General features: G+C 60.2%; 26 protein-coding genes and 1 tRNA gene. 11 read left to right on the forward strand and 16 right to left on the reverse strand.

Annotation, left to right across the window (positions count from 1 at the left end; translation table 11 throughout):
* The first annotated feature begins 20 nt into the window (after positions 1 to 20).
* From M0H32_RS09705 to M0H32_RS09720, 4 genes are all read left to right on the forward strand, one after another.
* Positions 21 to 1058 (forward strand): sodium-dependent bicarbonate transport family permease, encoded by a 1038-nt coding sequence (locus M0H32_RS09705; RefSeq protein ID WP_248153554.1) that lies wholly within the window; start codon positions 21 to 23, stop codon positions 1056 to 1058.
* A 4-nt stretch (positions 1059 to 1062) separates the two neighbouring features.
* Positions 1063 to 1374, forward strand: a complete 312-nt coding sequence (locus tag M0H32_RS09710) for a P-II family nitrogen regulator (RefSeq protein WP_248153379.1) — start codon at positions 1063 to 1065, stop codon at positions 1372 to 1374.
* A 67-nt stretch (positions 1375 to 1441) separates the two neighbouring features.
* Positions 1442 to 2152, forward strand: a complete 711-nt coding sequence (locus M0H32_RS09715; RefSeq protein ID WP_425607308.1) for a carbonic anhydrase — start codon at positions 1442 to 1444, stop codon at positions 2150 to 2152.
* An 11-nt stretch (positions 2153 to 2163) separates the two neighbouring features.
* Positions 2164 to 2682 carry a DinB family protein gene (locus tag M0H32_RS09720; RefSeq protein ID WP_248153381.1) on the forward strand — a complete coding sequence of 173 codons (519 nt, stop codon included), beginning with the start codon at positions 2164 to 2166 and terminating at the stop codon, positions 2680 to 2682.
* Positions 2683 to 2738: 56 nt separating this feature from the next.
* Here M0H32_RS09720 and M0H32_RS09725 read toward each other — a convergent pair whose 3' ends face one another.
* Together M0H32_RS09725 and M0H32_RS09730 are read right to left on the reverse strand one after the other, a co-directional pair.
* The gene (locus M0H32_RS09725) at positions 2739 to 3821 is read right to left on the reverse strand and encodes an HD-GYP domain-containing protein (protein ID WP_248153382.1); all 1083 of its coding nucleotides are present in this window, start codon (positions 3819 to 3821) and stop codon (positions 2739 to 2741) included.
* A gap of 274 nt (positions 3822 to 4095) precedes the next feature.
* The gene (locus M0H32_RS09730) at positions 4096 to 5184 is read right to left on the reverse strand and encodes an HD-GYP domain-containing protein (RefSeq protein ID WP_248153383.1); all 1089 of its coding nucleotides are present in this window, start codon (positions 5182 to 5184) and stop codon (positions 4096 to 4098) included.
* A 484-nt stretch (positions 5185 to 5668) separates the two neighbouring features.
* On the opposite strand from M0H32_RS09730, the gene M0H32_RS09735 reads away from it, so the two are divergent.
* The 3 genes from M0H32_RS09735 to M0H32_RS09745 are packed head-to-tail and all read left to right on the forward strand — an operon-like array spanning position 5669 to position 10819.
* On the forward strand, positions 5669 to 6556 hold the full coding sequence (locus tag M0H32_RS09735) for an ABC transporter six-transmembrane domain-containing protein (RefSeq protein WP_248153384.1): 888 nt from the start codon (positions 5669 to 5671) through the stop codon (positions 6554 to 6556).
* 16 nt (positions 6557 to 6572) lie between these two features.
* Positions 6573 to 7706 carry an efflux RND transporter periplasmic adaptor subunit gene (locus M0H32_RS09740; RefSeq protein WP_248153386.1) on the forward strand — a complete coding sequence of 378 codons (1134 nt, stop codon included), beginning with the start codon at positions 6573 to 6575 and terminating at the stop codon, positions 7704 to 7706.
* Entirely contained in the window at positions 7703 to 10819 is a 3117-nt protein-coding gene (locus M0H32_RS09745) for an efflux RND transporter permease subunit (protein WP_248153387.1), read from the forward strand. Before M0H32_RS09740 ends, M0H32_RS09745 begins: the two co-directional genes overlap by 4 nt.
* A gap of 72 nt (positions 10820 to 10891) precedes the next feature.
* On the opposite strand, the gene M0H32_RS09750 is transcribed toward M0H32_RS09745, so the two are convergent.
* From M0H32_RS09750 to M0H32_RS09775, 6 genes are all read right to left on the reverse strand, one after another.
* Positions 10892 to 12607 carry a methyl-accepting chemotaxis protein gene (locus M0H32_RS09750; protein WP_248153388.1) on the reverse strand — a complete coding sequence of 572 codons (1716 nt, stop codon included), beginning with the start codon at positions 12605 to 12607 and terminating at the stop codon, positions 10892 to 10894.
* 4 nt (positions 12608 to 12611) lie between these two features.
* Positions 12612 to 12974: a hypothetical protein gene (locus M0H32_RS09755; protein ID WP_248153390.1), complete on the reverse strand. Its 363-nt coding sequence runs from the start codon at positions 12972 to 12974 to the stop codon at positions 12612 to 12614.
* 69 nt (positions 12975 to 13043) lie between these two features.
* Complete coding sequence (locus tag M0H32_RS09760) at positions 13044 to 13937, reverse strand: DMT family transporter (protein ID WP_248153391.1); 894 nt, start codon at positions 13935 to 13937, stop codon at positions 13044 to 13046.
* Positions 13938 to 13949: 12 nt separating this feature from the next.
* A complete protein-coding gene (locus M0H32_RS09765) occupies positions 13950 to 14681 on the reverse strand; it encodes a TenA family protein (RefSeq protein ID WP_248153393.1) in 732 nt (243 codons plus the stop codon).
* Positions 14682 to 14760: 79 nt separating this feature from the next.
* Positions 14761 to 15795: an aspartate-semialdehyde dehydrogenase gene (locus M0H32_RS09770; RefSeq protein WP_248153394.1), complete on the reverse strand. Its 1035-nt coding sequence runs from the start codon at positions 15793 to 15795 to the stop codon at positions 14761 to 14763.
* Positions 15796 to 15906: 111 nt separating this feature from the next.
* Positions 15907 to 16044: a hypothetical protein gene (locus tag M0H32_RS09775; protein WP_248153396.1), complete on the reverse strand. Its 138-nt coding sequence runs from the start codon at positions 16042 to 16044 to the stop codon at positions 15907 to 15909.
* A gap of 248 nt (positions 16045 to 16292) precedes the next feature.
* On the opposite strand from M0H32_RS09775, the gene M0H32_RS09780 reads away from it, so the two are divergent.
* Positions 16293 to 16784, forward strand: a complete 492-nt coding sequence (locus M0H32_RS09780; protein ID WP_248153398.1) for an arsenate reductase ArsC — start codon at positions 16293 to 16295, stop codon at positions 16782 to 16784.
* Between the two features lie 30 nt (positions 16785 to 16814).
* Here the strand turns inward: M0H32_RS09780 and M0H32_RS09785 are convergent, their stop codons facing one another.
* Together M0H32_RS09785 and M0H32_RS09790 are read right to left on the reverse strand one after the other, a co-directional pair.
* Positions 16815 to 17897, reverse strand: coding sequence for a pyridoxal-phosphate dependent enzyme (locus tag M0H32_RS09785; protein ID WP_248153399.1), 1083 nt, complete (start codon positions 17895 to 17897; stop codon positions 16815 to 16817).
* A gap of 323 nt (positions 17898 to 18220) precedes the next feature.
* The gene (locus tag M0H32_RS09790; RefSeq protein WP_248153400.1) at positions 18221 to 19420 is read right to left on the reverse strand and encodes a multidrug effflux MFS transporter; all 1200 of its coding nucleotides are present in this window, start codon (positions 19418 to 19420) and stop codon (positions 18221 to 18223) included.
* Positions 19421 to 19660: 240 nt separating this feature from the next.
* Here M0H32_RS09790 and M0H32_RS09795 point away from each other — a divergent pair, with 240 nt between their 5' ends.
* Complete coding sequence (locus M0H32_RS09795) at positions 19661 to 21874, forward strand: esterase-like activity of phytase family protein (RefSeq protein WP_248153402.1); 2214 nt, start codon at positions 19661 to 19663, stop codon at positions 21872 to 21874.
* Positions 21875 to 21954: 80 nt separating this feature from the next.
* Here M0H32_RS09795 and M0H32_RS09800 read toward each other — a convergent pair whose 3' ends face one another.
* The gene (locus M0H32_RS09800; RefSeq protein ID WP_248153404.1) at positions 21955 to 22434 is read right to left on the reverse strand and encodes a cytochrome b; all 480 of its coding nucleotides are present in this window, start codon (positions 22432 to 22434) and stop codon (positions 21955 to 21957) included.
* Positions 22434 to 22838, reverse strand: a complete 405-nt coding sequence (locus tag M0H32_RS09805) for an antibiotic biosynthesis monooxygenase family protein (protein WP_248153406.1) — start codon at positions 22836 to 22838, stop codon at positions 22434 to 22436. Before M0H32_RS09805 ends, M0H32_RS09800 begins: the two co-directional genes overlap by 1 nt.
* A 67-nt stretch (positions 22839 to 22905) precedes the next feature.
* Here M0H32_RS09805 and M0H32_RS09810 point away from each other — a divergent pair, with 67 nt between their 5' ends.
* On the forward strand, positions 22906 to 23355 hold the full coding sequence (locus M0H32_RS09810) for a MarR family winged helix-turn-helix transcriptional regulator (protein ID WP_248153407.1): 450 nt from the start codon (positions 22906 to 22908) through the stop codon (positions 23353 to 23355).
* Entirely contained in the window at positions 23352 to 23783 is a 432-nt protein-coding gene (locus M0H32_RS09815) for a YqaA family protein (protein WP_248153409.1), read from the forward strand. The genes M0H32_RS09810 and M0H32_RS09815 overlap by 4 nt, the downstream gene beginning before the upstream one ends.
* Positions 23784 to 23957: 174 nt before the next feature.
* Here the strand turns inward: M0H32_RS09815 and M0H32_RS09820 are convergent, their stop codons facing one another.
* From M0H32_RS09820 to M0H32_RS09835, 4 genes are all read right to left on the reverse strand, one after another.
* Positions 23958 to 24170, reverse strand: a complete 213-nt coding sequence (locus tag M0H32_RS09820) for a VOC family protein (RefSeq protein WP_248153410.1) — start codon at positions 24168 to 24170, stop codon at positions 23958 to 23960.
* A 59-nt stretch (positions 24171 to 24229) separates the two neighbouring features.
* Positions 24230 to 24304 (reverse strand) — tRNA-Gly (locus tag M0H32_RS09825).
* Positions 24305 to 24330: 26 nt separating this feature from the next.
* Positions 24331 to 24888: a hypothetical protein gene (locus M0H32_RS09830; protein WP_248153412.1), complete on the reverse strand. Its 558-nt coding sequence runs from the start codon at positions 24886 to 24888 to the stop codon at positions 24331 to 24333.
* 345 nt (positions 24889 to 25233) lie between these two features.
* Positions 25234 to 25623 carry a VOC family protein gene (locus tag M0H32_RS09835; RefSeq protein WP_248153414.1) on the reverse strand — a complete coding sequence of 130 codons (390 nt, stop codon included), beginning with the start codon at positions 25621 to 25623 and terminating at the stop codon, positions 25234 to 25236.
* Positions 25624 to 25693 lie beyond the last annotated feature (70 nt).

The raw sequence follows: 25693 nt of genomic DNA on the forward strand, positions 1-25693 counted from the left end.
TACGTATTCGCTTGCATTTCGTGACGCGCCGACCGGGGTCGGTAAACAGGAGTTACTGGGCATTGGCACAAACGATCTTGGCATTGGCGGCGCAGAATTTGCTTTCGCCAATCATCCTCTTTTTTGCTCTTGGTCTCCTGGCGGCGTTGGTTCGTTCGGACTTGTCCGTGCCGGAGGCCGCGGCCAAGGCGCTGTCAATCTATCTGCTGTTTGCGATCGGGTTCAAGGGCGGCGTCAGCGTGAGCGATCACGGGATTGATGCAAATCTTCTCCTATCCATGCTGGCCGGTCTCGTTCTGTCTTTTGCCATTCCCTTCGCGGCCTTCGGCCTGTTGCGGGCGATGACCTCGCTCAGCGTAACCGATGCAGCGGCGGTCGCGGGGCATTACGGCTCGATTTCCATCGTGACCTTCGTAGCGGCAACCTCTGTACTCCAAAGTCAGGGCATTGCCAGCGAAGGCTACATGGTTGCCGTGGCGGCGGTCATGGAAGCGCCTGCGATCCTGTCGGCGCTGTGGCTGGTGGCCCGTTTCGCCAAGCCGGTCGACGGATCTGACCGGGGCCGGAACACAAAAGGGCTTTGGCGTGAAATCATTCTCAACGGTTCGATCGTTCTGCTTGTCGGATCGTTTGTAATCGGCTTTTTAACCGGGCCGAAGGGACTCGCCGACATAGAGAGCTTCATCGTTTCGCCTTTCAAGGGAGTGCTCTGCCTCTTTCTGCTCGATATGGGCCTCGTGGCTGGACGTGGCCTGCGCGCGAGCGCACATCAGTTGCGCCCCGGCCTGATCGGGTTTGGCGTGCTCATGCCGGTGCTTGGATCGCTTGCAGGTCTCGGCGCAGCGTTGCTGATCGGTCTTTCCGCCGGCGGTACGGTGCTGTTGATGACGCTCAGCGCCTCAGCTTCCTATATTGCCGTGCCGGCAGCGATGCGCGTGGCCTTACCGGAGGCCAATCCGTCGATTTATCTGACCATGTCCCTGGGGATCACCTTTCCCTTCAACCTGACACTTGGTATTCCCCTTTATCTCAGCATCGCCCAGGCCATCGGAGGATAAGCGCATGGAGATGAAAGACGCCAAGAGGGTCGAAATCACCATCGAAGCGCCCCTGGAGACGCGGTTGACGGATGCTCTCGATGAGGCCGGAGTGACCGGCTACACCATCCTGCCTGTAATGGGGGGCAGCGGACGGTCAGGGCGCTGGAGCCGGGAGGGGCAGGTGTCCCGTGCGGGGGGCATGGTGCAGATCATCTGCATCATCCGGCCGGACCGGCTCGATACGCTCCTGGATGCGGCATTCGGCGTCGTGGAACGTCATATTGGCGTTGTGTCGGTGTCCGATTGTTCCGTTCTCAGGGCCGAGCGGTTCTGATTTCTACGGTAATATACGTATATCATCTGATTTTTTCCCTTTGGGGAACTGGTAAAAAGGCCTCTTGATGGTCCGTACGTGTTGGCGGACGCAGTCAGGAGATCTGCAATTGAGCTTGCCCACGCACCTGCTGGATGGTTACGACCGGTATTTAAACAAGGGTTTTGTCCGCAATCGGGAAACCCATGAACGCCTTGCGCTCTACGGTCAAACACCCGAAGTCATGGTTGTTTCCTGTTGCGACAGCCGCGTGACCCCGGAAGGTATATTCAACATGGGGCCTGGCGAATTGTTCGTCGTGCGCAACGTTGCAAACCTGGTGCCGCCCTACGAAGACACGGAAGGTCAGCACGGCACAAGTGCGGCGATCGAGTTCGGCGTCAAAGGTCTGAACGTCAAACACATCGTGGTTCTCGGACACGGTCAGTGCGGCGGGATCAAGGCTTTTCGCGAACATGCCAATGCACCGATGGAGACAGGTCAGTTTATCGGCCGCTGGATCAAACTTTTGGAGCCCGCGGCGATTGCCATGGCCTGTATGCCGGTTGACAAGGCTGACGACCCGCAACTCGCCATGGAATATGCCGGAATTCGCCAGTCTTTGAAGAACCTGATGACGTTCCCGTTTGTCGAGGAGGCGATGCGCGACAGAGGTATGCAGCTCCACGGCGCATGGTTCGACATCGGGTCTGCTGAATTGAGGGTGTTGAATGACAGGACCGAGCGCTTTGAGGAAGTCGCCCATCCTCCGATCAAAGCTGTTGCGAATTCGGTCTGACGGGATTCCCGATGCATATCGATCCCGTGCTCTATCAGCGCATGGCCGCCTATAATGCCTGGATGACGGAAAAAGCCTATGCCGCCGCCGGGCAATTGAGCGATGCGGAGCGAAAAGCCGATCGCGGTGCTTTTTTCCGATCCATCCATTCCACGCTCAACCACCTGCTGTTTGCCGATCGCGCCTGGATGCGCCGCTTCACAGGCACGCCCTATGAGATCAAGGGTATGGGGGTTGATCTCTATGAGCACTTTGAGGTTCTCAAATCAGCTCATCTCGAGATGTGCGCGGATATTTCGGCATTTGCGGACGGGCTGACACCGGAATGGCTTGCCGGGACCTTGGAATGGAAAGGCGTCACTCACCCGGCGCCGCGCAGCCGGCCGCGCTGGCTGCTGGTGACGCATATGTTCAATCACCAGACCCATCACCGTGGGCAACTGTCGACACTGCTGACCCAGGCGGGCCAGGATATCGGCGTGACGGATTTGCCGTTCATGCCGGATCTGATCGTTGAGCATGAGGGGTAGAGCCGCCGCGTCTTGCGCCTCGCCACGCAATTTCAAGGTTACACGACTTCAGGTTTTCAGGTGGCTGCGCGCCGCAGCTGGCCCAACTCGGTGCTGAGCACCGCATCGCGAAATTTCCGCAAGAGCCCATCGTCAAGCTTGCCTTTCATGTCCAGCATGATTGCAAATGCTTGCCGAGGGCTCATGGCGTCCTTATAGGCGCGTTTTTCCGTCAGCGCGGAATATATGTCGCAAATCGTCGTGATCCGGACCAGCTCGGATATTTCGGACGCCTTCAGCCCGTCAGGATAGCCTGAACCGTCGAGACATTCGTGATGTGACACCGCGATGTCGTAGACCTCCGCAGGAACTGCAGTGTTGTCTTTCAGGATTTCTCTGCTGAACACCGGATGCCGATTGATGAGCTCGCGTTCGGTGGCCGTCAGTTTGCCGGGTTTATCCAGGATCGACAGCGGTATCTTGACCTTGCCCAGGTCATGGACAAGGCCTCCCAGGCTCAAAATGGATTTTTCCTCTTTTGACAGGCCCAGTAGCCTGGCGAAATTCGTGACGTGACCTGCGACCATCAGCGTGTGGCAGAACGTGTGGCTGTGATGCAGCTCCACAGCCGACAACCAGGCGTTCAATCCTTCAGCCTCGATGGTGTTGGTAATGTGGTCGATACTGGTTTTGAGTTTTGCAAGCGGCAGTGGACCGCCGGTCAGGGCTGCAGATGACACTTGAGAATATGTAGAGCAGGCGGACGTAACGGTTTCCGCCATCCTGGGGGAGCATCTGTTAAGCAGCTTCGGACGCGCATAGTCGCCGATCAGTTTGCGTAACTTCAGGAGCACCGAGTCGAGTTGTTCCGTTCGGTCAATGATATCCCGACAGCCGAGTTCACGGGCTTGCATAATCTGCTGACGGTTTTTTGGATCGGCAAATCCGATCAATGGGTAATTTGATCTCTCACGTAGTTCTTTCAGATGAGTGATGACCGCCGATGTCGCGCCTAGAAAATCCACGAGGATGATCGTGTTGTCCGGCAGCCGTGGTGTGAGATCGGAAATCTCGATAAGTTTCGCCGGATAGGTTGAAGCAATGCCAAGAAAATGCCGAGACGCTTTTTTTGCGTCGGTAATTGTTAGAACAATTTTCATGGCATTAAATCGCCTCGGATGACGTTGATGGCGTTCTCTTATGCTAACGTCAATTCATAAAAAAACATTTATTAAGCGCAGGTTAGATATGGCCAATGCAGTGATTCTGGATCGAGTTGATTGGCAAAACTAGCAATGATAAACAAAGCGGTTGTTGAATGCTTTGTTTGCTCGGAATGTCGTGGCTTGTGTGGCGAGGCTCGAACGTGACTTAGGAGTAATCGCCAACTGGTAGAGGTGCTGGCCGCTGGTTACCAGTGCTTCAGTCCGTAGATCAACCCACCCTGCGGCGGATGCGACCGAAATCCGAATTCAGAACCATGCTGCGGAATTTGCGCAGGAGACCCGCATCCAGCTTGCCTTCCATGTTTGCCATGATGGCCAGCGCCTTGCTGGGCGGGACGGCTTCCTTGTAGGCCCGTTTTTCCGTCAGTGCCGAATAGATGTCGACAATCGTTATCAGCCGGACACGCTTTGAAATCTGGCTTCCGCTGAGACCGTCCGGATATCCCGAGCCGTCGATGAATTCGTGATGCCACAGCGCCATGTCGACCACGGCCTTTGGTATTTCCTTGCGGGTGGCGAGAATCTCGCGGCTATAGACCGGGTGCTTGTTGACGAGCTGGCGTTCCAGGGCGGTGAGCTTTCCTGGCTTGTCCAATATCGACAGGGGAATCTTGACCTTGCCGAGATCATGGACCAGGCCGCCGAGGCCCATAAGGTATTGATCCTGTTCGGCCATGCCGAGAGCCTTGGAAAACCGGACCGCGTGGCCGGCCACCATCATCGTATGGCAATAGGTGTGACTGTGGTGGCTCTGGACCGCGCTCAGCCATGTGTCCAGCCCGTCGGACTCGAGTGTGATCGCAATGTCCCGGGCGCTGCCGGCCAGCAAACGCACCGGCAACGGTGTGCCGGACAGCGCGGCGACAGACATCAGGTTGAGGGCAGCCGACGTCGATTCGACCGTTTGGGCCGTTTTGGGAGGCAGACCGGGCGGCAGGTCCGGTTTGGAATAGTCGCCCAGGACATTTTTCAGTTTCATCAACAGGTTGGACAACCTGTCATCCCGATCAACAAGGTGAAAGACGCCTAATTCGCGTGCCTGGAGAACCTGCGCGCGGCTTTTCATGTCCACAAGCCCGACGGCGGCGTTTTCGCTGGCCTTCGTGAAAGGCTTCAGCATTTTCAGGTCGCCGGGGGCGATCTTGGGAAAGTCGATGAGAAGCAGCGTGTCTTCGGCCACGTCGTCCCGGGTGAACCTGGAAAACGGCACATACCTGACAGGATAAGCGGTTGCGAGTTTCGCGAACTGCTTTGGGAAGTCTTTCCAATTCGTCGAGACTGCCAGGATTTGCGTCATGCACAAAGAACAATCTTTTTGTAAGTATCGGAATAGCAAGACTGAGATTAAATCGTAAAAAAATACTTAGTAAAAACTGTCAGCGCGGTTTCTCTCAATGTCTATTGTCGGATTTCGGACCGGCCTGAATCTCATGAAATTGCAGGCGCGCTTCATCGTGCAGCCGTTTCGTTAAAGAACCGTCAGCGGCGCTTTTTAGGTCCAGGTCCGGGCCTCGGCATGCAATCGATTTGACGCGAATTTCGATGAACAGAACCCGTCCGTAGATGCTCTAGCTGGCATGAAACGATGCGAAGCCCGGTGGGTGACAGAACTCATTTTCCGGGCCGCGAGGCGGTGCAGGCTTGGCAAGCCGCAATCTGACGACTATATCAAGAGCGAACGTTCGTTCATTATTCGGCGCGTGGGCGGTGAACCGGCGCAGGCATTGAATTCATCGGGCCAATCGACAGGGTCTGATCGGTCGCAACAAGGAAAGTCGGAGATGCGGGTTAGGATTGACCTGGCATATGTCCTGAAGCGTTTCGCGGGCAGAATTGCGGTGACCTGGGCCATCGTGTTGATGGAAAACGGCCTGTTGGCCCTGGTGCCGTTAAGTGTCGGCATGACGATCGACGGATTACTGGCCGGCCGGGTGCAGGAACTCGGCTGGCTTGTGGCCATTCTGATTACACTCGGTTGTGTCGCCGTCGGACGGCGGTTCTACGACACCCGGGTCTACGGAACCATCCGGCTGCGACTCGGCTCGGAACTTCAGCGCCGCAACTCCGCGCTGAACGTGTCCAAACACAGTGTTCGCATCGATATGTCCCGCGAACTGGTGGATTTTCTGGAAATTCAGGTGCCAGAGCTGATGACCGCCGTCGTGCAGATCGGTTTCAGCCTTGTGGTGCTGACCTGGTTCGATGTCCGGCTGGGCCTGTCCTGCGCTCTGGTCGTGACCGGCATGCTGCTGGTCTACGCTTGTTTCCATAGGACATTCTATCGGTTCAACGGATTGCTGAACGACCAGAAGGAGCGGCAGATCGACGTTCTGGCGGCAGGTGGCCGGCGCGGTGTGTTTCGCCATCTGAGAACCCTGCGCAGACATGAAGTGACGATATCGGACACGGAAGCGGTGCTCTATGGCGGCATCTTTCTGCTGCAGATCGCCTTTGTTGCCTTCAACCTCCTGCAGGGGAGCCGGATCGACGGCGTTTCCGCCGGTCAGTTCTTCTCCATCGCCACCTATTCCTGGGACTATGTCGAGGCGGCGCTGCTGCTGCCGATCGCCCTGCAAAGCTGGTCGCGCTTGAGTGAAATCTGCCACCGCCTCAACGGACCGGAAGACTGCGCCCCCGCGCCAGCCTCCCAACTGCCGTCTCAGCCCTGACCGCTCGGAACAGACTATGAAAAAAGCTTTGTGGATTTCGCTGGCGTTGTGCCTTTTGGCTGGCGCGGTCCTGTTTGTCGGCACGCTGGAGGATGCGGCGGAGGTCTCGGACAGCTCCACCCAAGTGCAGCGGCGCCCGGTGCGCTTTGTCGAGGCACGGACCGGCCTGCATACCGGCACCGTGTCGGTTTATGCCGAAGTCGCTCCGCGCTGGCAGGCGGATATCAGGTCGCGTGTCGCAGGTGTGGTCCGCGAAGTCGCCCCGGCGGCGCTGGAAGGCGCCCGAGTCCGGGACGGGAGCGTCCTGGTCGAGTTGGAAAATGCCCCTTATCTGGCCGGGCTTGAAGAGGCGCGTTTTGCCCTTCAGAAGGCCGAACTTGACCTGCTGCGGGCGGAAAAGAAGCGGGATATCGCGCTGAAGGACTGGCGAGCGGTGAAGCCGGCCATCGCCCCGCCGGACATGGCCATTCACCTGCCCGAGGTGCGTGTGGCCGCGCAATCGGTGGCCGCGGCGAAATCGAGGGTCGAGGCGGCCGATTATGACCTGAGGTCGACGCAGGTGCGCGCACCGTTCGATGCCATCATCACCAAACGGGCCGTCAGCCCCGGCCAGTCGGTGACCGAAGGCGATGTGTTGTTCACCTTGCTGGATGACAGGGTGCTGGATATCAGCGTGTCGCTGACGGAGCGGGAGTGGGCGCTACTGGATCCGAACTGGTCCGGCGAGGCGGCACAGGTGCTGAGTGACGCCGACCGGCCGCTTGGAGTTGCCCATATCCGGCGTGGTGGCGGTTTTCTCGATCCGAAGTCGCGCCGGTACCAATTGTTTCTCGAAGTCGACAAGGCGGAAAACCAGGCCATTTTGCCGGGGCAGTTCGTGCGGGTTCTGCTTCCGGGCAAAGCAATGGACAAGACCTTGCAGGTTCCCGAGAGCGCGCTCACCCAGAATGGCTTTGTCTGGTATCTGGACGCGGACGACCGGCTGCAGCGATTTGGGTGCAAGGCTTTGTTTCGCACTGCGGGAGAGGTCATCGTAGCGGCACCGGCAGGCGCAGCGGAGGGGGCCGTGTACCGCGTTGTGACCCTGCCGATGAGCGCCTACCTGCCCGGCCAGACGGTCGCGCCCGTTGCCGGGGAGGCCGCGCTTTGACCTGGCTGACCAACTGGTTCATCCGCAACCCGGTTGCGGCCAATTTGCTGATGGTGTTCATCCTGGTCGCCGGGACAAGTTCGCTGCTCACCGTGCGCATCGAAGGCTTTCCCAAGATCCCGCCGGACACGGTGACCGTGACCACGAGCTATCCCAATGCCTATACCGCGCAGGTGGATGAGCAGGTCACGCGCAAGATTGAAAAAGCGCTCGAAGGCCTGGAGGGCGTGAAGTCGATCCGCTCCACCTCCGTACCCGATCTCTCGGTCGTCTCGATCCAGAAAACCAACGGTTATGCCCTGCAAAAATTGCTCGACACTGTCCGGCTCAAGGTCGACGGACTGTTCGATCTGCCGAAGGACGCCCGCAGGCCGGTCATTGAAACCAACAATCTCGACGTGCCGGCGCTTTACGTTCAGGTCTATGGCGATGCGGATCTGAAAACCCTGCAACGCCTGGCACGCGACCTGCGCGCCGATCTGCTGGCCAGTCCGGAAATCTCCAGGATCAAGGACTGGGGGATCCAGGATCAGGAAGTCTCCATCGAATTTCAGCCGGGAACCCTGGAACGTCTGGACCTGACCATCGCCGATGTGATTGCCCGCATCCGCGAAGCCTCGCTCTATTTTCAGGGAGGAACCCTCAGGACGGAAGGAGGCGCCATCAGCCTGAGGGCCGACAACCAGGCCTATGAACTGCGGGACTTCCAGCAGATCCCGATTGTGCAATGGCCGGATGGAACGACCACGTTTCTGGGGGACATTGCCCGGATCGAAGACGGCTTTGCGGAAACCGACATCGAAACCCGCTTCAACCGGAAACCCTCCGTCGGCATGGAGGTTCTGATCGGGCGCAAGGACAATCTTCTGCTCGTATCCGACGCGGCGAAAGCAATCGTCGACAAGGCCGAGTTGTCCTTGCCGAAGGGAGTGCACATCGCCGTTTGGGGCAACTCGCGGGATTACATCGCCGACCGGCTGCAGCTCCTGAGCAACAGCGCGGTTCAGGGGCTGTTTTTGGTCGCGCTGCTGCTGGCGCTGTTCCTGGACGTGAAGCTCGCGTTCTGGGTGGCCATGGGCATTCCGATCGCTCTGGCGGGTGCCTTTGCCGTCGCGACCTCGGGCTGGGTCGACTATTCGCTGAACGACATCACCACGTTCGGCTTCATCATCGTGCTGGGCATTCTGGTCGATGACGCGGTGGTTGTCGGCGAAAGTGTCTTCGAACAGCGTAAAAGGATCTCCGACCCGATCAAGGGAACGGAGGTCGGGGTCGAAAAGGTCTCGGTCGCGACCGTCTTCGGTGTTCTGACCACGGTCGCGGCCTTTTTTCCTATGCTGCTGATCGACAGCCCGCTCGGCAAGGTTCTGGCGGGGTTCGCCGGGGTGGTAATCCTGGCGCTGCTGTTCTCGCTGATGGAAAGCAAGCTGATCCTGCCGGCGCATCTGGCGCATATCGATATGCGGGGCACGGAAAGGCCGGGCTGGGTGGCGCGCTTCTGGCAGCGGGTTCAGTCGGTGGCCCGGGGCGGCCTGCACCGGTTCCGCGATCGCCTTTATGCGCCGGTGCTCGGATGGTCGCTCCGCAACCGGTACGCGGTGTTGATCCTGTTTGTCTCCGTGGCCACGGTCGTTTTCGGACTGATGTCGGCCGGCAAGATCAAATCGGTGTTCTTCCCCAATGTGCCCGGACAGGTGATTTCAGTGTCCCTGACCATGGACCAGCGCGCGCCGGCCGGCCTGACCCGGGAAACGGTTGCGGTGATCGAGCAGGCCGCACTGGACCTGAACCGCGATCCGGCCCTGCAGACGCCGTCCGGCAAGGGACCAATGGCGCATCTGTTTGCCGTTGTCAGCGGCACGACCTCGGCCGAGCTTTACATGGAGCTGACGCCATCCGAGGAACGGCCGGGCCTGAGCACGCTCGCCATTCTGGAAAACTGGCGGTCCCGGATCGGGCCGCTGGAAGGTGTCTCGGATCTCAGTTTCTCCGGCTTCGAGGATTTTGGCGGCGGGTTTCAGATCCGCCTGATCGGCCGGGACCGGGACATGCTGGAAGCGGCCAGCCTCGAGCTGCGGGCCCATCTTGCCACGATCGACGGCGTTGCCAATATCCGCGATACGTTCCTGACCGGGCAGCCGGAACTGCGCCTGACGCTGAGGCCGGAAGCCCGCTCGCTCGGGTTTACGCCGGAACGCCTGGCGAGCCAGATCGGCTATGCCTTTGGCGGCGGCGAGGCGCAGCGGATTCAGCGCGGCGCCTCGGAGGTCAAGGTGGTGGTGCGCAATGCGCTGGATGCCCGCGACCGCGTCGAGGATTTGATGGTTCTGCGCCTCAAGAGCGAGACCGGCGACTGGATTCCGCTGTCGACGGTTGCCGACGTCAAGGCCCGGTATGTTTCGGAGAAGATCGAACGGCGCAACGGCGAGCTGGTGGCGACGGTCCTTGCCGATGTCAATCGGGAGATCGTTGCACCGGAAGAGATCGGTCAGGTCCTTCTCGAACGTCAGGCTCCGGCGCTGGCGGCCAAATATCCGGGCCTGACCATCGAACTGGGCGGGGAGCTCGAGGAGGTGGGTGAGATGCGCGGCGGCCTGCTCAGGGCCATCGTGATCGCGTGCCTGTTGATCTACATGCTGATGGCTGTGCCGCTGAAATGCTATTTCAAGCCGCTCATCATTCTGTCGGTGGTGCCGTTCGGCTTTGTCGGTGCGGTGATCGGCCATGTGTTCATGGGCCTGCCGTTCTCCCTGTTGTCCTTCTTCGGCGTGCTGGCGCTGATCGGCGTGGTCGTCAACGATTCGCTGGTGATGATGACCGCCTTTGTGCAGTCCCGGGCCGAGGGAATGGAGCGGGAGGAGGCGGTGCGGCGCTGCGGCATCGACCGGTTCCAGGCGATCTTTTTGACCACCGCCACCACCGTGGCCGGCCTGCTGCCCCTGATGAGCGAGACGTCGGAACAGGCACGCTATCTGATCCCGGCGGCCGTGTCGCTCGCCTATGGCGAAATCTTCGCCACCTTGATCACCCTGATCCTGATCCCGGTGCTCCTGGCGATCGCCGGCGACATCCGCCGGCTGGTAACCGGGAAAGCGGCCGCTGTGCCGGTGTGATCCTGTCAACGGCGGCCGTTTGCAAGGAAAGGCCTGGGGTTCGAGCCTTTCTGTTTCCTGCCGAAAGCTGCCTCAGGCGGCGGCGACGTTGTTCAGGAAGGTTTCGACTTCCCGCTTGAGCTCCTCGGTCCTGGCGGCAAGCTGTCCCGAGGCGTCCAGAACCGAATGGGAGGATTCGGAGGTCTGGTTCACCGTTCCGGAGAGATCGGACATGCGCGAGGACACGAACGTCGTTCCTTCTGCCGCGCGCTGCGCGTTCTGGGAGATCTCGCCCGTGGCGGATCCCTGTTCGCTGACCGCGGTCGCGATGGTGCCGGTGTAGGAGTTCACCTCTTCCATGATGGTCGTGATTTCTGCAATCGCGCTGACGGATTCCCGGGTGGCTTCCTGGATCGCGGAAATCTGCGCACTGATTTCCTCGGTCGCCTTGGAGGTCTGCGTGGCGAGCTCCTTGACTTCCGCGGCCACGACCGCGAAGCCCTTGCCGGCTTCACCCGCCCGGGCCGCCTCGATGGTTGCGTTCAGCGCCAGGAGGTTGGTCTGTTCGGCAATCGCTTGAATCAGCGTGACGACTTCACCGATTTTCGAAGCCGACGCTGCCAGCCCCTCAACCTTTTCGTTGGTGACCCGTGTGCCTTCGGTGGCGCGGTCGACAACTTCGGTTGTCTGGGCAACCTGGCGGGAGATCTCGTCGATCGAGGCCGACAATTCTTCCGCGGCGCTGGCAACGGTCTGCACACTGGATGTGGCCTCATCAGCCGAATTCAGCGTTTCCATCGCGCTGGACGCACTCTGACCGGAGAGGTCGGACAGATGGGCGGCCGTTCCCTCGAGACCTTGGACGGTTTCATTGACCGAAGTCAGAACGTTGGAAACGCTCGAGCGGAAGGTTTCGATCAGGTCGTGCACCTTGTGTTGGCGGCTATGGGCCGCCTCTTCGGAATTGCGCTGCTGCTCGGTGAGCTCAAGCCGCTCTTCGGCCCTTGTGCGGAGCGTGTTGACGGCCTCGGCAAGCATGCCGATCTGGTCGCCGCGCTCCTTGAAGGGAACCTCGTCATGCAGGTCGTCCTGCGCGATCCGGGAGGTGATTTCGGCAAGCCGCGTGACCGGGCGCAGCTGCTGCCGGATGGCGAAAATCAGCAACAGGACGGAAACGACGACAACCGGCAGTACCAGCAGCGTGTAGCGGCTCATGAGTTCCCAGACATTGGCTTCGACCGCGGCTTTTTCAACGCCTGCATAGAGAATGCCGATGACATCGCCCTTCGCGGCGAAGATCGGCTGGTAGACGGTGAAGTAATCCTTGCCGAGGATGGTTGCCTGGCCGTTGAAGGTCTTGCCCTTGGTGACAACAGGATAAACCGCGCCGTTCTGGCCGAGTGGCGTGCCGACAGCGCGCTTGCCGTCGCCCTTGATGATGTTGGTGGTCTTGCGCCAGAAGTCCTTGGTCTCCGGGTCCCAGGCGAATACGGTCGCCGTCTCGCCGGTCATGCGCCCAATGGAATCGATCATGTCGTGGCTGGTGAATTCAGGGATTTCCGCCAACTCGATCCGGGTAACGTTGCCGGCGGAATTCCAGCCGATCTTTGCGGTTTCAACCCGTTCCTGAAACAGGGTGGCCGCAACGCGAAGATTGACTTCCTGCTTCTTCAGCGCGGCGTTCTGTGCCTGCCCCAGAGCAACCTGGTACAGAAGAATGCCGACAACCACCATCGAGATGGTCAATACACCCGCAGATACGATAGCCAGTGTCGAGGTGACACTGAGGCGCGTCAGTAAATTTTTCATCGAATCACCCAATTTCCTCTTCGCGCGCAATATTTGCGTGAATTGGTAAATTATTCGGAACAGGCTCTTCTTTGGTTGGTTCTGCGGCAGCTTGGTGCGTTGTTTCGACGTTTACCTGCCGGCTGCGGATCAAGCCGCGAGCACGCTGGAAGACGACCTTGTGGACGGCTTGGTTCTCGGTCTGGAGATTGCGGATTGTCCTGAACTCACCATCGATCGGGAGAGTTGCCGAATCGTTGTCCCGGACGGCACCGTGCTGGCATTTCAGGTGGAGACTGCGAGACGGTGCTATCTTCTGGAAGGCCGCGACCCGATCGGTGAGGCCATGGAACTCTCGACGGAGATCCGCCGGTTCGAGGCTGCACATGCAGAGACGATGCCCTGGGCCTTTGCGGCGCGCCGTCTGAGGCGAGGCGATCCTGAGAGGGATCGTTGCTTAAACGGCAAACAGCAGTGCGCTGCCGGCGACCACCAGAGCGGCGCCGGCCCAGGCGCCGAGCGCGGGCATTTCCTTCGTGCGCCACCACAGCATCGGCAGCAGGATCACAGGTGTGGTTGCCGACAGGGTCGCGATAACGCCGACCTCGCCGCCGGACAGGGCAAAGAGGATCAGCGTCATACCGAGGCCCATGCCGAGAAGGCCGGAGACGGCGATGATGCCGACAATGGGCAGGGTCAGCCGGCCGGCCGGCTTGACCCAGGAAAATGGCAGCCGGGTCAGGAGCACAAGACCGATCGCTGCAACGCCAACCCGGATGCTGGAGGCGGCGACCGGGTCGGCGCCTGTCTCCATGATCGGCCGGGCGATCAGCGAACCGATGGATTGCGACAGCGCGGCGGCGAGGCCGAGCAGTACGCCGGCCCAGACAGGACCGCGGATGTTTTCCCACTTGTGCAGCTGCGATTTGCGCTTGCCGAAACGGATGGCCAGCAGCACACCCAGGAAGGTCAGGCCGATCCCGGCAACCTGCAATCCGCTCAGGTGTTCGCCGAGGATCAGCCAGCCGAGGATGGCCGACATCGGCGCGTTCAGCGAAAACAGCATCGCGGTGCGGCGCGGGCCCATACGGTTGAGCGTCAGGAAAAGAGCCGTGTCGCCGAGAAAGATGCCGATGAAGCCGGAGAGAACCAACGGCAGGAAATGATCGCTGCCAATCGAGCTCCAGCCCGTGGTCAATGCCACCCAGGCCGTCAGCATCAGCGAGACCAGCACCATGCGGGTGCAGTTGAACGCGATCGCGCCCAGATGCTGGGCGGGACCGGCGGAAAGCAGCCCCGTCAGGGCCCAGAGGGTGGCCGCGCCGAGGGCGGCGGCTTCATAGAGGAACATGATCGGTGTCCGTTATAACCCGTCCGGGATTGCAATGGTCTGTCCTGTCCAGGCCTCTTCGAAAAAGGCGACTTCCAATACGCTCATCTTGCGGAAGAGCGCAGCGACTTTCTCCTGCCTTTCGGGCGGCAGGTCCGGTCCAAGCCTGTCCATTTCCTCGCGCAACCAGCCGACAAACGTTTGGAAGCCGGCGACGGCATGAAGGTCGATCCATTCCGCCAGATAGAAGGCATCGGGGCGTGGCTTTTGGGCTTCCCGCAGCCCCCAGGTGAGATAACACCATTCCGCACACAGCAGACAGGCGAGGCCGTCCTCGTAGGAGCCGTTTCCGGCGGATGACAGCAACAGGTCGGAGAACCGACGTGTGACCGGTCCCTGGGCCGCAGCCTGGTATGTTTCGGGAGCAATCCCGAGCGCGTCGAAGGAGCGCAGGAAATAGTCGTTTTCTTCCGAGGTCAGCAGGGCCAGGAACCCGGAGAGCCGCGACTTGGACGGCATGCCGGGCGCCTTGGCCACCAGATAGCCAAGGGTCGAGGCCAGATCCGTGATGAAGGTGTAATCCTCGATCAGGTAGCGCGCATAGGCTTCCCGAGGCATGGTCCCGTCACCAATCGCCGTGGTAAAGGGATGCGTGCACGCCATGGACCAATGAGGCTCGGCGCGGGCCGCCAGCCAGTCGGTGAACCGGGCCTCCGGCTCGGCTGCCAGGTATTCCCGGAAGGAACCGTCAAACTGCTTGGACATGGCAGGGCCATGCTCCTCGATCGGACAAAGAAAAACAGGCGCCGGATGGCGCCTGTTCAACTCGTTATCAAATCCCGGCTCAGGCCGCAGCTTTTTTCGGCGTGATCAGACCGCGATTGACCAGAACCTCGGCAATCTGAACCGTGTTGAGCGCGGCACCCTTGCGCAGGTTGTCGGAGACCACCCACATGTTCAGGCCGTTTTCGACCGTCGCGTCTTCGCGGATGCGGGAAATGTAGGTCGCGTCTTCACCGGCGCTTTCATAGGGCGTGATGTAGCCGCCGTCTTCCTGCTTGTCGATGACGAGGCAGCCCGGCGCTTCGCGCAGGATGTTGCGGGCTTCGTCCGCGGTAATCTCGTTTTCGAACTCGATATTGACCGACTCGGAGTGACCGATGAAGACCGGCACGCGCACAGCGGTGCAGGTCACCTTGATGGCCGGGTCGAGCATTTTCTTGGTCTCGGCCAGCACCTTCCATTCTTCCTTCGTGTAGCCGTCTTCCATGAAGCTATCGATATGCGGAATGACATTGAAGGCGATGCGCTTGGTGAATTTCTGCGGTTCGATCGGGTCGTTCACGAAGACGGCGCGGGTCTGGTTGAACAGCTCTTCCATCGCTTCCTTGCCACCGCCGGAGACCGACTGGTAGGTGGAAACGACGATGCGCTTGATCTTGGCATGGTCATGCAGGGGTTTCAGCGCCACGACCAGCTGCGCGGTCGAACAGTTCGGATTGGCGATGATGTTCCTCTTGGTGAAGCCGGTGATGGCATCGGCATTCACTTCCGGAACGATCAGGGGCACGTCCGCGTCGTAGCGCCAGGCCGAGGAGTTGTCGATGACAACGCAGCCCTTGGCACCGATCTTCGGCGACCATTCCTTGGAAACGGTGCCGCCCGCGGACATCAGGCAGATGTCGGTGTCGGAGAAGTCGTAATTCTCCATGGCCTGCACTTTCAACGTCCTGTCACCGAAAGAGACTTCGGTGCCCTGGGACCGGCGCGAGGCAAGGGCGACGACTTCGTCCGCCGGGAAACCGCGCTCAGCGAGAATGTCCAGCATCTCGCGGCCGACATTGCCGGTGGCGCCTGCGATTGCGATCTTGAAACCCATCTTTGAGTAGTCCTTGTCCGTCTCCCCGCTGCGCCGGCTGCCCTGGATCTGGATGGGCGTCGCCGGCTCCCGGCGCCTCCCATCCCCGGGGAGGCGGGATGAGCGGCACCGTCAAGCGGTGGTTTTGGTGGTCTTCGGTGTGCGTTTCAGAGCGGTTGCGGCAGGAGTCCGGGTCTCGCCGCGCATGAAAGTCGCGCTGGCAAGGGCCTGAGACATCATATCCAGAATGTCGGCTTTCAGCCGGGTCATTGGGGCTCGCAATCGTCAAAACGTGAGACGGCGGTGTTTTTGCCCGGAAATCCGCGCGAGTCAACAAGGAATGCGATGGAAGTGCCCGATTGGTATTCAACTTGTTGCTTGAAAGTGACGAATTGCCGTGGGCACGGCTGTACGCGGTGAACGGTGACGAGGACAGTCCCTGTTATCTTCTTCAATTCACGCTACGTCAATTTGGGCGATTGAACACGCGCTCCAAAATATGGGACAGGCGACAGGTCATGCGTGACGAAGCCTACAACATCCTCTTTTTATGCACTCGCAATGCCGCGCGTTCGGTCATGGCCGAAGCCATCGTCAATCAAAAGGGGCACGGCCGTTTCCGCGCCTTCTCCGCCGGAACCGATCCCGCCCGGGAAGTGCGCCCGGAGGTTCTGCGGTTGTTGAGACGGATGAATTGCAACGCCGAAGGCGCCTATGCAAAGAGCCTGCAGGACCTGATGCGGGCCAACATGCCGGAACTCGACTTCATGATCACGATCTGTGACCAGGACGCGGAGAGTACCTGTCCGGTCTGGCCGGGGCATCCGACGACTGCCCTTTGGCCGCTGCCGGATCCGCTATCTTCCGGTGCAGCGCCGGCGGAGACGGTTTACGCTGAGACCTTCCGTTGCCTGAGCGAAGGGCTGGCGTCCTTCATGAACATGCCGAAGAGCCAGCTCGACAGATTGTCCCTGCGCAACTGCCTTGACGCCTTTCAGCGAATGCACTGACGGGCAAGTTTGCTCTCCGGGAAATCCGCCTCAGCCATCTTCAGGTCCTTCCGACAGGTAACATAGGACACGGGACTGACCGGTCAGGTTCAAGGCATCGCGCAAGGAACCGGCGTGATGAACCGCGGAAATGCCGGCCGCGCCCGAGGCGGTGGTGGCAAGGTCATGTCCAGCCAGCCAGTCGACCGTCTCAGCGGCTTCGGTGTCCGAGATCGTGACGAAATAATCCGCTTCCCGGGCCAGGTATTTCAGCGCCAGATGGGACGGCTCCTTGCAGTCGAGGCGGCCCATGATCGAGACGGGTCCCGGCGCAGTCACCGGCTCGCCGGCCGCGATGCTGGCTTTCAGCGCAGGCGCGTCTTCCGGTTCGACCACCACGATCGTGACATCCTGGCCCCAGGTGGCTCGGGCGCTGACGGCGCAGGACGCGGCCAGGCCGCCGACCCCGGCCTGCAGAAAGACATGGGTCGGCGGGGCTGCGATCTGCCGGGCAATTTCGTTGCCCATGATCAGATAGCCCTCCATGACGTCCCGCCCCGCATCCGTCATGCCAGGCCAGGTGCTGTCGGGCAACGGGACCCAGCCCTGTTCTTCGGCCTGCCTCTGGGCTTCCGCCATGCTGTCCTCATAGGTCGCGCCGGCCCGGACAACTTTCGCGCCGCGAAGCTGCAGCCTGACGGTAAAGGCCTCCGGCACTGTCTCCGAGACAAAGACAACCGCCTTCGCACCGAAAAGCGGGGCGCCCGCGGCGAGGGACAAGCCGTGATTGCCGGCGCTGGCGCAGGCAAACGTCATGCCCTGGAGCGCTGTCGCCAGATCACGCGCACCGCCTTCTTCTACCTTCTGCCCTGCTCTCTTGGCGATTGCATAGGCGGCGCCGAGCGCCTTGAAGCTGCCCAGGCCCATGCGGTAGCGCTCGTCCTTGACGGAGAGCGCCGCAATGCCGAGCTCGGTTGCGAGCACCGGCAAGTCCAGAAGAGGCGTTGGCCGGTTGTCGGTGCTTCTTTCCAGGAAGGCATCGGCGAAGACGGCGACCTCCGAAACGGTCCCTTCCGCCAGCGGTGCGGTGTCCGGAAGGCCTTTTCCAAGCCAGACGTTCTTTAATGCGTCCATGCGGTGTCCCCGTTCTTGTTCTTAAAGCCAGATGCGCATGGCCGGCGGACCGGTCCGCCGGCAATCGGCTGGCATGGTGTGTCCTGACCCAGCGATACAAATTGTTGTCGCTGAGTCGTAGCATTTCAGATGACCAAAGGTCACCAGCAGGCGCGAGCGAATTCAAGTCCGCGCACCAGCAATGACGCTTTCAGACTATTGAAAGGGCGTGCCGTCGCGGAAAATTGAGAATTTTACCGGGAAGGCTCTAGCCTGCGAAGAGATCGCATGAAAAAAGCCGCCCGAGGCAGGCTCAGGCGGCTACAAGGATCACGTCAGGGCTTTCAGGCGGCGGTGCTGCGCTGAAGCTCCGGGCGCAGGGTCAGCAAGGCCAGCACAAGCGCGATCAGGGCGCAGGCGGCGACTGCTCCGGTCAGCGGCAAAGCCGTGCGGTCGAAGAACGGGCTGCAGACCAGGATCATCACGCCGCCGGCAACCATCTGGAACGTGCCGCCGAGCGAGGACGCCATGCCGGCGTGTTCGCCATGCTCTTCCAGCGCCATCACCATGACCGGCGCAATGACCTGGCCGAGGCAGCTGTTGCCGATGAAGAACAAGGCCATCAGCACCGGCAGGTCGTCGACCCCGCTCCAGACCAGAACGGTCAGGAGTGACGTTGATGCGGTAAAACCGCAGACCGCCAGCAGGGCCACCCGGGCCATGCCGAAGCGCTGGCCGAGCATCGCCGCGAATTGCGACGAGGCGAAAAAGCCGATGGCGTTCAGGGCGAAAACCAGGCTGAACCCCATCGGGCTCAGGCCGTATTGGGTCATGTAGACCAGCGGAGCGGCAGCGATGAACACGAAGAAACTCGCCAGCGAAAATCCGCCGATCAGGGTCAGGCCCATGAACTTGGCGTCCGTCAGAAGGTCGGCCGCACTGCGGATCATCGCAGTCGGGTCGATCTTTGCACGCTGGTCTTTCGGCAGGGTTTCCGGCAGAAGCAGGGCCATCTGCGTGACAGCAGCGAGGGCAATCACGCCAAGCGCCACGAAGATCAGCCGCCAGCTGCCGAATTCGATGATCAGGCTGCCGGTCAGGGGAGCCAGCATCGGCGACACGCTGAAGACAAGCATGATCAGCGCCATCAGCCTGGTCGCTTCCGTGCCGGTGTGCAGGTCGCGTACGACGGCGCGGACGATCACCATGGGGGCTGCCGCGCCGAGTGCCTGGACGAACCGGCCGATCGTAAGTGCCGACACGTCGTCCGCGGTGGCGCAGAGAAACGATCCGACAATGAAGACGGCCAGTCCGAGGAACACCGGTGGCTTGCGGCCGAACCGGTCGGCGAGCGGGCCATAAATCAGCTGAGCGATGCCAAAGGCAATGAAGTAGACCGTGAAGGTCATGTGCACGGCGGCATCGTTGGTCTCAAGGCTGGTGACGATTTCACCGACCGCGGGCAAATAAAGATCAATCGCAAAAGGGCCGACAGCGGCCAACAGCCCCAGCACGACGGCGGAGCGCAGGTATCCAATCTGCATAGGATTTTCCAATAAAAAAGGCGCCGAAAGCGCTGAAGTGGAGATCTGGAGAATGGAATGAAGGGCCGGCCAAGTCCAGATCCCATTTAGGTGGGGAGTGTCGTACGCCGATTCAAGGTCCGACGTAAAAGATTGCCGCATGGGCTTGTCATGAAAGCTTCATGCAAGTGTCACCGATATTGCAAGGGCGCCCACTAGCTTGCCGCCACCCTCAACCCAAGTTTTATGGGAGCTAGTGCAATGGCGAACCTTCGCGGGCGTTTTTTGAAAGGCGTCAGCCTTGCTGTTCTGTTCGGTCTCGGGGCCGTTCCGGCAGCGCATGCGGACTATTTTGAACGGATCAATTCCTACCCTGTCTACAAGACCCTGCCGGAAGGCGCCGACAAGGCAACCGAAACCGTCGCGGAAATCATTTATGCGTCCAAGGATGGCCGCACGCTGGTCTTCACCGACAGCCCGGGTGAAGCCGTCGTGTTCGTCAATGCCGCCAACCCGCTGACCATCCAGCCTTTGGCCCGCGTTGCCCTTGGCGGTGAGCCGACCTCGGTCGCCGTCGGCGCGAAAGCCGCCTATGCGGGCGTTAACACGTCGGAAGACTATGTCAACGCCTCCGGTCATATGGCTGTGATCGCGCTTGACGGCATGGGCATCACCGCAAAATGCGACGCCAAGGGCCAGCCGGACAGCGCCGCCATCTCCCCGGACGGCAAGTTTGTCGCCATCGCGATCGAGAACGAGCGCGACGAAGACCTCAATGACGGTGTCATCCCGCAGATGCCGGCCGGCCACCTGGCCATCTTCGATCTCGACGAAAATGGGGCGCCGGCCAATTGCGATGCCGTGCGCATCGTCGACATGACGGGCCTCGCTGAGATCGCCCCGAGCGATCCGGAGCCGGAATTCGTTTCCATCAACTCCAGGAACCAGGCCGTTGTTACCCTGCAGGAAAACAATCACATTGCGATTGTCGACCTGGTTTCCGGCGACATCGTTGCACATTTCTCCGCCGGCGCGGCTTCCGCGGAAAACGTTCCGGTCAAGAAGGCGCGCATGAGCGACGCGTCCGGCAGCACTGTCGACGTCCGCCGCGAGCCGGACGGCGTCGCCTGGATCGATGACGAGCGTTTTGTCACTGCCAACGAGGGCGATTACGAAGGCGGTTCGCGCGGCTTCACCATCTGGAATGCCAAGGGCGATGTCCTGTTCGACAGCGGCAACCAGCTGGAACATCTGGGCATGGCCCATGGCCATTACCCGGCAAAACGCGCCCACAAGAAAGGCACCGAACCGGAAGGCGTTACCGTCGGTGAATTCGGGGGCGAGACCCTGATCTTCGTCAATTCCGAGCGCGGCAATTTTGTTGCCGTCTACAAGGACACAGGCGCCGAGCCGGAATTCGTCCAGCTGCTGCCGACCCATGTCGGTCCGGAAGGCTCTGTGGCGATCCCGAGCCGGGACCTTTTCGCCGTTGCCAACGAAGTCGACGAAGACGGTGTGCGCGCGCATGTCTCGCTTTACCAGTATGGCGCCGAAACGCCGTCCTACCCGTCGGTGATTTCCGAAACCGATCCGGAAAAAGGCGCGCCGATCGGCTGGGGCGCTCTCTCGGGCCTGGCCGCCGATCCGCTTGATGCCAACACGCTCTATGCGGTCAGCGACAGCTTCTATGACGAAGCCCGCATCTACACGCTGGACATCGCCTCCCAGCCGGCGAAGATCACGTCCTTTGTTACCGTCACCGGGTTCAATCAGTCCAAGCTCGACCTGGAAGGCATTTCGGTCGCAAAGGACGGCGGCTTCTGGCTCGCATCCGAAGGTCACCCGGAAAACGACCGTCGTCACCTGCTCCTGAAAGTTGGCACCAACGGCGCCGTTGAGGAAGAGATCCTGCTGCCGCAGTCGCTGATCGACCAGGCGCAGCGTTTCTCCTTCGAGGGTGTTGCCGAATTCGAGATGGACGGGCAGACCCTGGTCGCCGTTGCCGTTCAGCGGGAATGGAAAGACGATCCGAAGGGCATGACCAAGCTGGCCATCTACAATCCGGCCGACAAATCCTGGGGTTTTGTCCACTACCCGCTCGACACGCCGAAAAGCGCGGCTGGTGGCTGGGTCGGCCTGTCGGAAATCGTTTCCCTGGGCGATGGCACCTTCGCCGTCCTGGAGCGGGACAACAAGGGCGGTGAAGACGCCGCGATCAAGCAGATCACGACCGTTTCCCTGAAAGGCGTCACGCCGGCCGCCCACGGCGAAGAACTTCCGGTGCTGGAAAAGACCTTCAAGGTCGATGTTCTACCGGCAATGGCCAAGGCCAAGGGCTGGATCCTGGACAAGCCGGAAGGCTTGACGATCACTGCCGACGGCCGCCTGATCCTTGTGACCGACAATGACGGTGTCGACGATGCACCGGGCGAAACCCAGCTGATCGACCTCGGCCCGGCATCGCGCCTGAACTGATCATAGGCTCACGGTCTCCCAAGACCTGACCGAAGGCCCGGCGGTCCCTGACTGCCGGGTCTTTTCTTTTAACAGATGGGTCACCCGGCTTTCAGGCCCGGAAGGTTGAGCCGATGCCAAAAGGCCGCGAGGCCGTGTAGCCCGATGAGGCCGGCCAGCAGGAAGGCGGCGGCGTGGTGCAGGTTACGTGGTGGAAGATCCTGATACGGCGCCAGACCGGTCAGCGTGCCGCGGGCAACGGCGCCGAACGAGCCGGACAAGGCAAGCATGCCAACCCCGCTGACGAACAGCAGCAGCGGTACAAGGCGCAGCAGAACGTGCACTCCCTTTGCCAGTCGCGCCTGCAACCGCGAGCCTGGTTCGAAGGCAGGGGGCGGTGCGCCGGCGGTGAGCCAGACCAGAACCCTTGCAAGTGACAGCAGGCCGGCCGAAACGCCAAACGCGAGGTGGATCCGCAACAGGGAGGCCGAATAGGCGTCGGGCCATGTGAGCACGTAACCGCTGCCAAGCGCAGCCATTGCCAGACCGGCGATCAGCCAGTGCAGGCGCCGGCCGGCCATTACCTGTCCTCCTCTGTTCGGATCACCCGGTAAAGCGCCGCGTGAAAGACGGCACCGCGCATGCCGCCGCCAAGGTCGCTCTTCTGCATCTTTTCGATAGCGGCCTGAAAGGCTGCCGGGCTCTGCCATCTGGCTACATTGACCAGCTGGAACCGGGCATCCGGGGAAAGGGACTGGTGCAGACTCGTGTCGAGAAACCCCGGTTGCTTCTTCAGGAAGTTCCGGGCTTTCTCCCAGAATGCGATGGTCTGGTCGAGCTGCCCTTCAGGGATTTCAAACACGTTGATCAGGGTGACGGGTTTGCCGGCTGCAGGGTCGGTTGCCATGGCGGTGGTTCCTGTGGTTGCGATGAGAATGGCTGCCAGGAAAACGTTGCGGCAGCGGTGAAAGACGGTGTTGGACATGATTTACTCCTATATATAGCAAGCTATATTTATTTATATAGTAAGCTATCTATCGTATATGCAAGGCATGAACTTCAAAAAAGACACGTCCGCCGGTTATCTCGCCAATCACATGGCGCGCCTGTTCGCATCCGGCCTGCAGCGCCGGATCAAGCCGCTCGGCTTGTCGCCGGGCCAGTTCCCGGCGCTTGTCGCGCTTTGGGCCAAGGAAGGCCGAACGCAGAAGGAACTGGTCGAACTCCTGGATATTGAACAGGCGACACTCGCCAACACGCTGGCGCGTATGGAGCGTGACGGGCTGATCAGCCGCCGGGCAAGCGAAGAGGACGGCCGGGTTCAGCAGATCTTTCTGACCGACCGGGCTAAATCGCTGGAAGAGGAGGCCATCGGCGCGGCGCTGGCGCAGAACGCCGAGGCCCTGGCCGGATTTTCAGAAAGCGAACGGGATCAGTTTCTGGACTACATGCGCCGGGCGATCGCGGCGATGCAGTCGGCGGAAACAGGCTCCGCTGAATGAGTGGCAGTCTCCTCGGGCTTTTCGGCATTTCATTTCTTGCCGCCACGCTGTTTCCGGCCGGTTCCGAACTGGGCCTCTCGGGTCTGATCCTCGCCGGCACGGATCCGGTTGTTCTGCTTGTGGCCGTCGCCAGCATCGGCAACACGCTCGGATCGATGGTCAACTGGGCACTCGGCCGCGGCGCGGCCGCCTTTTCCGAGGCCTCCTGGTTCCCGGTGAAAGCGGACAAGCTGGAGCGGGCAACCGGCTGGTACCACCGTTACGGCCGCTGGAGCCTGCTGCTCAGCTGGGCTCCAGTGATCGGCGATCCGCTGACATTGGCGGCCGGGGTGTTAAAAGAACCGCTCTGGAGTTTCACGCTGCTTGTGGCTGTTGCCAAGGCGGCCCGCTATGTCCTGGTGGCGCTGTTGACGCTGCAGGTGGTTTGAAGGTTTTTTCCGGGAACTTACACCGGCCTGTCCACCCCAAGGACGTCATCCTGAGGAAGCGCGTCAGCGCTGTCTCGAAGGATCGGCCACTTGCTCCAATGCCTGGGGTCAATCCTTGGAGACGGGCCTTGCGGCCCTCCTCAGGATGACGCTGAGTTTGTGGCGGGCGATAGATCAAAAGTGCTGGATCAATGCCCATTTGTTGCCGAACGGATCCTGGAAGACGGCGACCTTGCCAAAGGCTTTGCTGCGTGGCTTTTCCTTGATAAACACGAGTGCGGTATCCATCCGAATGACCAAATTTCCCAAATTGGGCTGAGCGGCAAAGCTTTTTCCAGCGCAGACTGGCTTGCCGTGCGCTACCTTCTTACTTGTCAGCCATTTCAAAGTTCTCGACTTTTTAACAAAAAGGTCATATATATTGACCTTAAGGTCCGGATTGGATTTGGAGCGGCGGACGGGATTCGGACCCGCATCGGCAGACTGGGAAGAACGCTGTTTTACCGTTAAACTACCGCCGCGTAAAAGGGCCGGATTTCCGGCCCTTTTACAATTGATCTTTCAATGCTGCACTAATCTCTTCCAAATCGATGAGTTCAGAGCTTTTAACGTTTGAGTCAACGTTGGTAGTGAAGTAACCCTTCTTCTTTGGGACGCTATTGATCGTGTTGGCGCGCGTCATCCGATAGAGCTTCCGGGCAACGAAATCGCGATCTTCAACCTTGCCGGTCTTACGCCACAAACCAACCAGAATCTCGTCGATCGCTGCACAGCTGTCCAGACTGCGGATCACCTCCACAATATCCATTTCAAGCTGGTCACTTTCAGAGATCTTGAGCTGGCTGCGAAGCTCTTCAGGAAGTTCGTCAAGGTTACCGATACGGAGCTGGCCAGGAGGCGCGATCTGAGTAGATGAGTTGTTCCGCTCTTTTGCTTCAGCAATAAATTGAAGCGTTTCCTCAAGACGAGAAGCCAGCGCATCAAATTCAGCAGCGAAATTCAGATGCCGATTACAGCGGATTTCATCTTTGTGGAAGCGATCAGCCGTGCGGCGATGATATGCCGCCTGACGCTTGACAAAATCGGGGTCATGTGATTCTATCATAGTGCGAGGCACAGAAAGCCCGTGCCCTCCTTCTTGAGGGGCCAACAGATTTAAGCCAAGGTGTTACCAGCACCTTGGCTTTTTCTATTTCAAACTTTACGCTGTGTCAACCTTGTTTCGCGGAACTCACGTTTTCCACACCTGTACCATTTTTTCTGTCATTCACGCGTTTCTCACCTGCTTCTCACTTTTGTCTTTGCGCCATTTAGGGCCGACGATTTGGCGCCTTCGTATGCGCCCAACTGTTTCGGGCATGACGCGTGAGTTACACAGACCTGCCAGCCCCAAGAATGTCATCCTGAGTTACCACGTCTGGATGACGCTGAGTTTGTGGGGGGGGATCGATCAAAAGTGCTGGATCAAATCCCACTTGTTGCCGAACGGATCCTGGAAGACGGCAACCTTGCCATAGGCTTCGGTGCGTGGCTCTTCGAGGAAGGTGACACCGGCGGCGCGCATGGACCCGAAATCCCGGTCGAAATCGTCCGTCTTCAGAAACAGGAACACACGGCCACCGGTCTGGTTGCCGACAGCCGCCTGCTGCACCGGTCCGTCGGCCTTGGCAAGGAGGAGCCGGGCTTCCGTGCTGCCTTTCGGTGCCACAAGAACCCAGCGTTTGCTGTCGCTGAGCGCGGTGTCCTCGATCAGGTCGAAGCCGAGCTTTCCGGAATAGAAGGCAAGCGCTTCATCGTACTCGGGCACGACCAGGGCGATGGCGCCGATGGATTGTTTCATTGTGGTCCTCGCGGCTGTTTCGCCGCTTATAGACCGCGGCGAAGTGGCTGTCGCGCGACAATCCCCGCAA

This window comes from Roseibium sediminicola, assembly GCF_023156505.1.
Lineage (GTDB): Bacteria > Pseudomonadota > Alphaproteobacteria > Rhizobiales > Stappiaceae > Roseibium > Roseibium sediminicola.